General features: G+C 44.6%; 8 protein-coding genes. 3 read left to right on the forward strand and 5 right to left on the reverse strand.

Annotation, left to right across the window (positions count from 1 at the left end):
- Positions 1–10: 10 nt before the first annotated feature.
- Both H8S90_RS15580 and H8S90_RS15585 read right to left on the reverse strand, forming a co-directional pair.
- Positions 11–1,837, reverse strand: coding sequence for a cyclic nucleotide-binding domain-containing protein (locus tag H8S90_RS15580; RefSeq protein WP_187338778.1), 1,827 nt, complete (start codon positions 1,835–1,837; stop codon positions 11–13).
- A gap of 465 nt (positions 1,838–2,302) precedes the next feature.
- Positions 2,303–3,454, reverse strand: coding sequence for a cytochrome-c peroxidase (locus H8S90_RS15585; protein ID WP_187338779.1), 1,152 nt, complete (start codon positions 3,452–3,454; stop codon positions 2,303–2,305).
- A gap of 104 nt (positions 3,455–3,558) precedes the next feature.
- Here H8S90_RS15585 and H8S90_RS15590 point away from each other — a divergent pair, with 104 nt between their 5' ends.
- The 3 genes from H8S90_RS15590 to H8S90_RS15600 are packed head-to-tail and all read left to right on the forward strand — an operon-like array spanning position 3,559 to position 9,249.
- Positions 3,559–6,327 (forward strand): TonB-dependent receptor, encoded by a 2,769-nt coding sequence (locus H8S90_RS15590; RefSeq protein ID WP_187338780.1) that lies wholly within the window; start codon positions 3,559–3,561, stop codon positions 6,325–6,327.
- 27 nt (positions 6,328–6,354) lie between these two features.
- Complete coding sequence (locus H8S90_RS15595; RefSeq protein WP_187338781.1) at positions 6,355–7,683, forward strand: DUF4876 domain-containing protein; 1,329 nt, start codon at positions 6,355–6,357, stop codon at positions 7,681–7,683.
- A 9-nt stretch (positions 7,684–7,692) separates the two neighbouring features.
- Positions 7,693–9,249 carry a DUF6850 family outer membrane beta-barrel protein gene (locus tag H8S90_RS15600; RefSeq protein ID WP_187338782.1) on the forward strand — a complete coding sequence of 519 codons (1,557 nt, stop codon included), beginning with the start codon at positions 7,693–7,695 and terminating at the stop codon, positions 9,247–9,249.
- 317 nt (positions 9,250–9,566) lie between these two features.
- Here the strand turns inward: H8S90_RS15600 and H8S90_RS15605 are convergent, their stop codons facing one another.
- The 3 genes from H8S90_RS15605 to H8S90_RS15615 all read right to left on the reverse strand — a co-directional run bounded on the left by H8S90_RS15605 (position 9,567) and on the right by H8S90_RS15615 (position 12,071).
- The gene (locus H8S90_RS15605) at positions 9,567–10,034 is read right to left on the reverse strand and encodes an STAS/SEC14 domain-containing protein (RefSeq protein ID WP_187338783.1); all 468 of its coding nucleotides are present in this window, start codon (positions 10,032–10,034) and stop codon (positions 9,567–9,569) included.
- A gap of 243 nt (positions 10,035–10,277) precedes the next feature.
- Positions 10,278–10,613 carry a hypothetical protein gene (locus H8S90_RS15610; protein WP_255501623.1) on the reverse strand — a complete coding sequence of 112 codons (336 nt, stop codon included), beginning with the start codon at positions 10,611–10,613 and terminating at the stop codon, positions 10,278–10,280.
- 237 nt (positions 10,614–10,850) lie between these two features.
- Complete coding sequence (locus H8S90_RS15615; RefSeq protein ID WP_187338784.1) at positions 10,851–12,071, reverse strand: enolase C-terminal domain-like protein; 1,221 nt, start codon at positions 12,069–12,071, stop codon at positions 10,851–10,853.
- Between the last annotated feature and the right edge of the window lie 65 nt (positions 12,072–12,136).

The following is a 12,136-nucleotide window of genomic DNA, read 5'->3' on the forward strand; positions in this document are numbered from 1 at the left end:
AATCAATTGCTTACAGTTTACGCTTAGCTTGCTCCAGCTCTTGCTTAAAAGCTGAGCGGTATTTGTTTACAAAATCTGTTATGCCTAACTTCTGATCGAACAATGGGTGCTCACTTATTTTGAAAGGCTTTAAAATCTCACAATATCTTTTTGCTTCATGAATTCGTTTGTCGAAATAAAGCATGACGATGGGTACTATCATGGGTTCGGGATCAGTTTCTAAGGCTAATCGAAAGGCACCGGGCTTGAACTCACCCGGGATATCGTCTTCGGTACGATAAGAGGTTCCCTCCGGACTGATGATGATGTTGTAGCCATCAAGCAAAAAAGCCTTAGCGGTATCGAAAAAATGATTGCGCGCAGCATCGCGTTTATTGGTGTCCGTACTATCTGACTCTTTGGTGAATACATTGATATAACCTAATTTTTCATAATAATCTTGATGGGCAAACTCTCTTGATCGGCCAATCCGTACGGTGCGTATACCGGGATCGCCATATTTAACATCAAGAATCATCGCACTGATGAAATGAGATTCCAAAGTGATCTGAAAATTGTTGTTGAGGGTGTAATCAGGGTGATTAAGTAAATGGTTGTAAATAAAAATATGACCAGGTTTATCGGGTAGGTGATGCCAACCTTCCATTTGATAGTCAAAGAAGGTACAAAGCCTGCGCACAGCAGCTGAACAGGCTTTTCGTGTTTCTGCAGCGTCTGGTTCCCGATTAGTATCAGTGACTACCTCATACACCTCCTGTAAGTGCCTTAAGAAAAGCATCTCCTGTTTTTCTGCTCGCAGCAAATCAAGACAGATGGATGCTATTCGACGTTCACGTGAAGTACCCACTTCTATTAACTGATGTAAAATTTCGAAAGCTAAGTATTTCGTTGTGCGGTGCTTGAGCAAATGCGGTATTTGATGAAGCTCAGAGGATGCTTTGATCTGTGTTTGATAGCTCTCAATAAGGTATTGGATGGTGAGCTGATTAGCATTGAAGTGTAAACTTAAAAAACGGATAAACGCAGCGTTAATGTGGTTATCTACTAACCAATTTAAGCGGGTATAAAAACGCAGGGCAAAACTATTATCTGACTTCAGGAGCGAGTTAAGGCGCGTATTTTCGATGAAGTACGTAGATGTCCTGCGAACGACATATGCCGTACAGATTTCTTTCTCTGCGATCATACAAGGCCAACCGAAAATAAAGCCCTGGTCGGAAATGGGCCACTGACTTAATCGTTGCGTGTGTTCAATACGCTCCATCCGGATGTTGCCCTCGATTAAAATATAAAGTCCATCCGAAAAAGTATCCTGTTGAAAAACAACGTCGTCAGGACGGTATTCCCTGCGGACAGCTTGCTTTGCGATAAGCATCAGTTCTGTATCTTCAAAAAACTCGAAAAAAGGGGATCTCTTTAAAAGCCCCATGATCGCTTGGGGTTGCTGAGCAACAGAATCGTAATGGTGATCATGATCTTGCGTTTTTATTGCACTATCTGGAGGAAGGATGCTTTGCTGATTTAATACAGCTTTTTTAAGGAGCAAAAACTGCTTTTTGCAAACATGTATATGGAGGTTTACATCGGTGAGTGTATGAAGAAAAGTGTGGTAGGCGTGCAATTCTACCCGGAAGAAAGTTGCTCGTTCAGAAGCGACAAGTACATTTTTCGTATGTCTTCCGGGTGGGTTGAGTCCATTCCATCCGATAGGTAGCGCTTGACCGGTAAATTGACATACTTCGATTTCAGGATCTCCTTCATTTAGCGCAACATAAAAGCGTACACTGCCTGCTAAGAGCCAATGGATATACTCGACTTTTTTGTGTATGTGACACACAAGTGTGTCTTTTGTTAGTTCGACACACGTTCCGTCTGGGAAATAACGTTTTAAAACTGCTGAATTGATCAATATGCTGTTAATAAGAACAAAATCTGTTGATATTATTGTTGTTTGGCTTCCTTATTGCCTAATAAATAGTGTATTTATTTTTAATGCTTTGTTTTGTGCTGCTTTTTGGTTAAAAATAATAAAAAATATTTACGTTATTGATTAAAAAATAAAGATATGAATAGCTTCTTTAAGGTTATTTTGCTTTATTCATTATTTAAAATACGAAATTAGTTGATGTTACCTCTATAAAAGGCATTAGATGCCTAACACTTGGCATGAGTTGTAACACAAAACAGAGAATCTAATAATGGAAATAGCTCCCAACTTAGGAAAGTTTTGTATGATCATCTATTTTCTTGTATATACGTTGATTTTCCTGTCAGGAGCATATGATGCAAAGCAGCTGTACGTTTAACGAGGTAACGTTTCTGGCCTGTGCATTTTGTACTGGCTGGCGGTTACCGATTCCAGGAATGCGGCCAGTGCCTGAATTTCTTCTTTGCTGAGATGGAGTTCTTGTAATAGGGGGTCGGTAACCGGATGTAAAGGATCTGCTGCCTTTTGTTCATCAGTGGCCGTGTTCATCTGCATTCCACTGTTATATATGTTTAGCACACCGATCATGTTGTCAAAAAGGCCATTATGCATCCAAGGGTTGGTTTTCATCACATCACGTAGCGAAGGGGTGCGGAATTTGCCAACGTCTTCGGCCTTTCCGGTTACGTGATAACGACCAAGATCTTCATATTTACGTTTATAATAGGTGAGGCCGATATTGTGGAATTCTTCGTCTGTCAGGTATTGCCCATAATGGCAGTTCATGCAACGTGCTTTCGTGCGGAACAGATGCATGCCATAAAGCTCCTGATCAGATAGCCGTTTGTATTCGCCATTGAGAAAGCGATCAAATCGGCTTTGCCGACTTTTCAGGGTGCGCTGGAAAGCGGCCAGCGCCTGTGCAATATAGTCGAAAGTGATGCTATCGGTACCATAGGCTTGATGGAAAAGTTTCCGATAGGCAGTTATTTTATGGAGCTTCCGTGGCAGGGCCTTGACATCCATGGCCATCTCATTATGAGCCTCGATTGGACTTTTGGCCTGTTCTTCCAGTGAACCTGCACGCCCATCCCAGAAGAAACTTTTCCGTTGATCGACATTCAGCAGTGAAAGGGTATTCCGCCTCCCAGACTGATGATCATGTCCCACAGGCACCGATAAATTGTCTGCCCAAGAGGTTTGCGGATCATGACAACTGCTACAGGAAATTTGGTTGGAGCCCGATAAAATAGGGTCAAAAAACAGGTTTTTACCTAAAACAACATCTGCTTGTTCCATCAGACGGAAGTAGGAGGAGTCAGCAGAAGGTAGTGCACTAAACTCTTTCCAGTAAATACCGGAATCGACCGTAGGTTGGGGCCATGCGGTGATAGGCCGTTCATATAACTGACGAAGACTATCCATGGGAACCTGCTTCGGCTGAAGCTCAGGAAAACGGAAAGCATCCAAAAAGATATATCCGACAAGAAGAACGCTGATAAGATAAAGGGCATACGATCGTCTCATGGCGGCAAATCTACAGTATTGTTTAGAATTATTATAAATAATTTGACTTATATGACGGGGTTTCTTACATTTGGCCATTTATTTGAATCAATTCTAAATAACTAATGGGTTTTGTTGGAAAGAGCTTACTGTTTTTGGCTTTTTTTGTGGGATATACAAGAGGTTTCGTCTGGGGGCAAGAGCAGCTGCAGGGGAGGGTGCTGGATGACCAAGGTAAACCTTTAGCAAATGTTTCGGTTCGTTGGCGAGAGGGATCTTTAAACACCTTTACCGATAACAGGGGTAGCTTCGTTTTTAAACGAGAACTGTTGGGCCGTGATACCTGTACTTTGGTCTTCTCTTACATAGGCAAGAAAACGGAAGAAAAACGCTTCTTACCTGCCGGCCAGTCGACAGACCTACCCACTGTGATATTGAGTGACCTGTCGCTGGCCCTGGACCAAATTGAAATCAAGGCGAAGACGGACGGCGGCTCTACCAATTCTTCGCTCATCATCGATCGGGAAATGTTGGAGCGTTACCCTTCCCTCAGTTTGAATGATCTCTTGAATTTCTTACCGAACCGACGTATTGCAGCACCTTCCTTACAGGATATGCAGCAGGCAACCTTAAGGGCGGCTTTTCGGCAGCCAACAGCTGGATCAAGAAATGTACAGGAACTGAACAACGCTTTTGGGGTATCGCTGATCGTCGATGATATCGTCATGAGCAACAATGCCAACATGCAAAGTCGCAATGCCGGCATTCGGGGTTTGAATAGCGCAAATTTATCCATACCGCCTTCGAATTATGGAGATCTTTCGACAACAAGGCACTATAGTGGAGAAAGTACCTTTGGTGGGATTGATCTCCGGCAGATTCCGACGGAAAATATTGAACGTATTGAGGTCATCACCGGTGTGCCGTCTGTCCGTTACGGTGATCTGAACAGTGGAGCCATCATCGTAGAGCGCCAGGCAGGCAAAGCGCCTGCTTTTTTTCGTATGCAGTTGCGCGGCGACGCCACGTCCTATGGCTTTTCCGCTAGTGCGCCATTGCCGGAAAAACTGGGCGACCTTAATTTCGATTTGGGGTATACCAATTCTTATGCCGATAATCGGGACAAAATCAAACAGTACAATCGTGTTAATGGCTCCCTGATCTGGACACAACGCTGGGGCGGAGGCGAAAAATGGAAACATACTTTTTCGGCAACCTATAGTAAAATTATCGATGGGGTGAAAAAAGATCCGGATGATCCGCAGTCTCCCCGGGTTAAATACGATAATTGGAACCTCAATATGAGCAGTCGCTGGTCCTACCAACCCAGCGCTGGCTTTTTTAAGCGGGTAGGACTAAACCTGGGCTATAGTACCAGTCACCAGGAATCGTATCGCGACTATTTTTATAATGGGGCTTTTGTGCTGTACACGCAGGCTTTGGAGACGGGTGTTGTGGAAGGGACCTACGGACCCGGCATTTATCGGGCAGAGGATCATATCGATGGCCGACCGATGAATATCACGGGACGCCTGGAAACTTATGGCCTATGGCATACGGGTGATGTTCGGCATACCCTGAACCTGGGCATGACGGCCGATTATTCGATCAATAGGGGAAGAGGGCGCCTGGCAGATCCTTCGCTTCCGGTGGCCTACCTGGGTGGTAACTTTTCCGACCGCTATTACGATTATAGTTTGATTGTGCCGATATGGGATTATGGCTTTTATGCGGAAGATCGCTTTCAGGTATCCATCTCGGGGCGGCCGCTATCGGTAAATGCGGGTGTACGGGGAGATGTGCAGAACGGCTTTGCCTCTTTTTCACCCCGGACGAACATTAATTACCGCTTGAGTGAATCGCTGCAGTTGGGCCTTGCCTATGGTCTGGCTTTTAAAGCGCCGGGCCTGGCCCACCGTTATCCGGGGCCGATATTTTCGGAGATCGTTTTACTGAATGCCTATAACGGAAGGGAAGCGGAAAGCACTTCACGTATCTATGTCGACCGCTTCGATCCGCCCAGTGAACAACTGAAACCCAGTAGGAGTCAAACCTTGGAATTGACGGCACGTTGGAATAAGCAGGGCCATAATATCGCCCTCAACCTCTTCCATCGAACCAATAGCCATGGTATTGACTCTTATGAACAGTATGAGTACCCTGCATTACCCAACTACCAAGCTATACCGGTGCCCGGGGAAAAACCGGAGGTGATTCAGACGGGATTACGCGTCTACGAAATCGAGCGCAAGTTGATGGCGAACTTGTTGCGCTCCCAGGATAATGGCATAGAGCTGCTGTACAATAGTCCGAAATATGCGCCCTTAGCTACCTCGCTGCATGCCAGCGGCGGGATTTACCGTTCAGCAAGTTCTTCCAATGCGCGTGTAGAGGAGCGGTTAGGCACTACGGGGACCGATCCAGAGGATGTCATCCGAGGCTATTTCAATCCTGACCGCCAGATCAGCTACAGTAGCAATGCCCGTGTGGGGACTGCCACGCACCTGCCGAGATTGAAGCTGGTGTTTGAATTTACGGCCGACTTTCAGTTGATGAACTACAGTAAGTTGCTTTGGGAAAATGCAGTACCAACGGCTTATATAACACGCGACTATACAGAACATGTGGTTGATCCCTTTGATCCGGCTAACCCCATCCATCAAATGCTTTACGACAGAAGGGAGCAGCGCATACGAGCGGCTAATGAAACGAATTTGTTCGTTGCCAACTTTCATTTCAGTATGGCCAAGGAGATTGGTGAAAGGCTTCGGCTATCCTTCAATGTGTATAATTTTCTGGATTATCAGCCCCGTTCTTATTATGAAGTGAGGGATTCTGTACGTATGCCCAACAGTGCTCCGAATTTCGGGGCAATGATCACCTATAAACTATAGCTTATGTTCAACTTAATAAATTACGATATGAAAAAGTTTTTATTGCTATTATGCACCCTTGCTTTATTTACGGCCTGTAAAAGGGATAATCCCGATGTTGTGCCGGTCGATTTGAATATTTCATTGAGTCATGCACTCCAAACAGAAGGGGAAGGCACTTTCCCTTGGGAAGAAGTACAGGTCACGCTGATTAATCTTCGTACGCATACGGAGACGGTACAGTCGCCAAGTGCTTCGGGCGAACTGGTTTTCGAGGGTATCGCGGCAGGTGAATATGACGTACGTGCTGTCATTACGCTTAGCGAGGATGCCTATTTTGACCTTACGGGAGTGGAGGTAGGAGCTGATGTCACCTTGAATGCTTCGGCGACGAATCTGTCTGTCCCTGCAGGTTATTCAGAGGTGCTTGCTATGGAGCTGGTAACCGGCACGGCCGGTCAATTTGTGATCAAGCAGGTCTACTATGCCGGTTCGGATAATCGGGACGGTGCAATGTTCCGTGATCAATTCGTGGAGATCCATAATAATACCGGTGAAGTACTTTATGCGGATGGTTTGTATATTGCCCGTGCCTGGGGACGGCAGACCATAAATCGGGAAGATCAGCACTATCAAGCTAACGGGCAGTTGGATTGGAGCCAATCGGAGGGAATGCCTAATAATATCAACGCGAATGAGGATTATGTGTATTTACGTGATCTCTTCAAGGTGCCGGGCTCCGGTGCGGACCATCCAGTGCAACCGGGAGAGAGCATCGTGATTGCCCAGAATGCATTGAATCATAAGGTGCCTTTTACCGACAACAACGGTAGAGAGATATCGGTGAATGATCCGGATCTGACGGTCGACTTAAGTAGGGCCGATTTCGAAGTGTATTATGGAGATATACCGGGAATCAATCCGCTGCCCTCTGATATTGACAATCCGGAGGTACCCAATATGGAAGCGATAAAATATGACGGTCGTGATTGGATTTTGGATAATCCGGGAAGAGACAGCTACCTTATTTTCTGGGGGAACGAGCAAGCAGATGTGGAAAACTTGCCGGCTTATCCTGCGCCAACCCTCGTGCCGCCTACTAATGAATCCAATAGCTATATCCAGTTGCCGGTAGCGGCGGTGATGGATGCGGTCGAAGTGCAACCTAATCTTGCTGATGATCGGATTCCAAAGAAACTGCATCCGGAACAGGATGCCGGTTTTACTTTTGTGACCGAGGGCTCTTACTCTTCGCAGTCGGTAATCCGAAGGACACAGTTGAACGAAGGTGGCAGGCGTATTTTACAGGATACCAATAACTCCTCGGAAGATTTTGTGGTGATCAAGGCCAATCCGGGAGCTTTTGCGGACGAATAAGATTGACATATGTGGCGAATGAAAGTGTTGTTGATCGCTATGGTTTTAGGCAGTGTTTGGCGGTTCACGGCTCAACTACATGCATCGGTTAAACAGGATAGTCTTTCGAGGCTATCCTATGCCATTGATACGGTATATGGTATGGAACGAAGCTATATACGGCAATATCCGATTTGGACAGCTGATTGGAAGAACAATTTCAATCGTCTGGAGGCCGGTGCGGCAGTAGAAAAGGGAGAATGGATCCGGGCACAGGGCAGCACAAAAACACAAACCTATCGCTTGGACACAGAAGGAAAAACCACATGGAAAGGCGTGCACCTGTATGGACGCTTCTCTTACATGCATGCTTTTGAAGACAGCACCCGTCTCCGTCACCAAACACGTATCAATGAAAGCGCTCCAGTATATTTTGGTTCGCTGCGTTATAACCGTTACGAGCGGTCAGTATACCAACTGAAAGCCGTTTTACAGAAGGATCTGAAAAAAAATAACTTACCATTAACCCTGGGTATCGATTACCGGGTTGGAGAGCACTTCTCGAATAATGATCCGCGTGGTGCTATAAATGATTTTCAGCTGAACCTTTTGGCTGGTCTGGGTTTTCGGCGAGGAGCCTGGGAATACCATATAGATAGTAAGTATGGCTACGGTCGTGAACGCGTGCAGGTTTCGTATAAGAACGAAAAATATACGGAGAACACGGCTGATTCGCTATACGTCAATTGGTTGATGAACGGCTATGGCAATGCTTATGAAAAGCTGTCGGAAATTCACTACAATGACGATATGCGTCGCTTTGGAGCAGGTTTTCACCTGAGATATCAACCTACTCCCGGTTCTACCTGGAAGGCAGATCTGGAATGGCTACGGGAGCAGCAGGACTTCAAGCAGTATACCCAATCATCCAACTTATTTAATTTGCTGAACACTTACCTAAAGGATCAATGGAGAGCCTCGTTGTTTTGGCATCGACAATGGGCATCTAACAGGCACTTTATATGGCTATTTGCGGCCGATGCGGTAGAGGGATGGGATGAGCATCCGGAATTTGCAGTAAATAACTATGTTTATCGGCGAACGGTCTACGCAACCGAATTGAACATGCGTTACGAACAGTGGCTGTATAGTGCAGGTGTTAAGCATGTGCATACCGAAAGGCATGACGGGAATACAGGCGTAGGTAATCAGTTCGCTCAGATAGATGCCCAACTGGGATTCGGAAGGAGCCTATATGGAATAGGTAAGGGACAGTTGCAGCTGCTTGGTAGTTTGGATTATCGCTTGCCGCTAGATGCCTCTCTACAGTTCAATGCCCTTAACGAAACGGTTTTTACCAGACATATTCTCTATTACGACTACTATTATAGTCAGGTCGCATCGTGGAAAGTTGGGCTTAACGCAACATATTTTTTTACAACAGAAAATGGTCAATTTACCTGGTCGGTCGGCCTATCGGCGGATTATGCCCAGCGGAGAGCATTTGAAGAGGATACCGGCCATCCGTTTATGCTTCCCGGAAAAGATCGTTGGAGCAGCATGCTACAAATACGGTTGTTTTTTTAGCTGTATCTGTTTGTATGTACAAGAAAGAATGACATAGCTGCTTTGTGAAGCGTTTTGTTCATAACATTTGGCCTTTTTGTTGAAATTCACATTGGCAACTCTAAGAAGCTTCTATAGTGAATTCAAATGAAAGCAATCGCGTATCTGTCAATAATAAAGAAGTGGCTAAGTTAAAAGTTAACGATCGACCGATTTAATTGACTTGGAAGGTTGTTCATTGGTATACAAAATGTTTTTAGAAAATAAAGAGAAAAATAGCAGATTCTGTAAGCAGAATACTATCGATCATAGACCTGATACTGATTGTATGTAGGTGTTCAACTTTTATTTTTTTTGAACAGGCTTGTCGCCAATAAAATGCCAAAAGCAGCCAAGATAACTGTTTTTAAGGGAAATTTCTTCTTGTTTTTCGTTTGTTCGCTTTTTTCCGATAGCCATGTAATAGCGTTGGTAACCTCGCTATGGCTAAACCCTTTGGCTTCACCCGGTGCTACTTTGCTGAAAGCGTCAGTAAACCTGCGGACACCTTTTTCGTCAGTGACGATTGCCATTTTTTTCCATTGGGAAAAATGCTTGATACCTGCTAACATATCCTGAAACCATGCGGTGGCCGTAAAGTTTTTTACTGGAGTATATAATACGAGTAAATAATAGATTTCGCCATAGCGGTATGTTAACTCCTCTAAACCAGGAATTAGAACATTTTTTAAATCCTCTCCGGTAACTTCCTTTGTAGCTTTCACGCCGAAAACATGTGCTGGAAGGTCCTGTATATTTTCTAACATAATATGGTATATTCGTACATGCCCCTAACAAGTTAAAGGATGTAAATGTTTTAAATTGCACCAAATCTATTTCTACTGTTTACTTATTGCCGTATTACATTAGCATAGCTGTTTTTTGATAAAAGCTAAATGGAAGCCAATAAAACACAGAGACGAATTGAATAAATGACGTCTTTTGCTTCGAGTTTGATACGTCATAAGATTATGATACAGTCTTAATTTTATGACGTATTGATTACCGTGTTAAAACGGCCTGAAAGACGGTCTGCTGGTCAGCGGTGAGAATGACCAGGGGATGGAGGTCAGGATGATGAAAAGTCCGACAGTAAACCAAATGGCCATAGTTTTATATTTTTCCACCGCTGTTGGTTTTCGCTTAGCTTTTGCCGAGCCGATTGTAATGACCACCACTGCTATTAGCATCATCAGACTGTGTTCCATTCCGAAGAATCGGATTTCACGAAGATGGACAGCTTCTTTGAAATGATGCAGGAAGTAATTAACCAGCGGACTGATAACGTACAGCCCCAAGCCAAACAGCAATTGTATGTGTACGATGGTAGCTATCCAGTGTCTCACACCATTATCAAAAGTTGAGAAAGGCTTTCTAGATAACCAACCGTGGTAAGCACGGATGATGGCAAAGAGCAGGCTTATGAGCACGAACCAGCGAGCTGAAGAGTGCAAAGCCAATAGAGTAGGGTAGATATTATGCACGACCGATCACCTGATTTGATATGAGTGTGCTAAGATAATAAAAACTAATGGGCACTTTCAATGAAAAGTGCCCATGAATTTGTTTGCTCGCGAATGCACTTATATCTTTTTTAACAAAGGCATTCCAAAACCGGGTGAAGTAGATGGAATAAGTTTACCGTTTTCTAAGCGATAATTGCTCAAATCCACATCATCCGATGAACAGGTTACACCTTCAATAGTTGGCGTATTACCTAGAGCGCCTGTTAGATGCGCGGTATAATGGGTTTTCAATAATGTACCCCATGCATGTGGTGAGGCCAATATGCCCATTTGTTTTAATTCGGGCATGAGTTGGCGCCAGGGCGTAAAGCCATAACCTAGGATGTCGGTGAGGTGTACATCAATGAGCTTTTGTTCTTCCAGCTCGCGTAATAGTTTGTCGTCTGGATTATGTTCCCCGTCTGCAAGTAGGGTGTTTTTTATATTGTTGGCATGCAGCCATGCCCGTAGTTTACGGTAGTCTTCCGCGGTTTCAAGAAAGGGCTCTTCGATCCAGAACAACGGAATGTCGCCAATACCCTCTAGGTATTGAATGAACTCTTCCACAGTAAAGCCGTCATTGCCATCCACGAGTATGGCACAATCCGGAAACTGTTTGGCCACCGCTTTGGTGATTTCAATATCGCGTTGGACACCTTCTTGTTTTGGCATCCATTTGTTTCCACGACCAATCTTCAGTTTAAATTGACGATAGCCCAGATCGTAGTCCTGTTGACATTCCTCCACCACTTTATTGATACCGGCAGGATTGTCTTTGGGATCGAGATCATCAAAATAAAGCATGCCACTATAGCAGTCGGTAATCGTAGGTTGTTCTGCTCCCATGACTGCGTAAACCGGTTTTTGCAGGATAACGCCTGCGAGATCATGTAAGGCAATGTCATACGGAAGATAGTCCATATCGGTGATGCCTATTTGTGTGTTGAAAACATCGCTGACTTTCTTCCCGGATAGTCTTGATAATATTTGCTCTGCCTCTTTTTTTCCTCTTACCATGCCCCATCCGCTTGCGCCATGATCGGTTTGAATAACGCAAATATCTGATGTTTCTCCAAAACCATGATCATCCAGGCGGGCATTTTTACCGACCTTACGTGGCCATTTCAATTCGACGCTGCCGAACTTAACGGCTGTAATGGTATGATACGCCAATTCCTTTTCTTTTTGAGCAAACGTTTGCTCAGCAAGGCGTGAAGCATAGGTAAATAGCGGGTTGCTAAAAAGATAGGAGCTGATGGTACCGCATTTTACGGCTTGGATAAAATCTCGTCTTTTCATAATGAGGATGTTCTGATCGAATTAACGTTAACTAATATGGTTTATAAGAGGCTACCTTTTGGTGG

The sequence above is a fragment of the Olivibacter sp. SDN3 genome (assembly GCF_014334135.1).
In the GTDB taxonomy this organism is placed as follows: Bacteria; Bacteroidota; Bacteroidia; order Sphingobacteriales; family Sphingobacteriaceae; genus Olivibacter.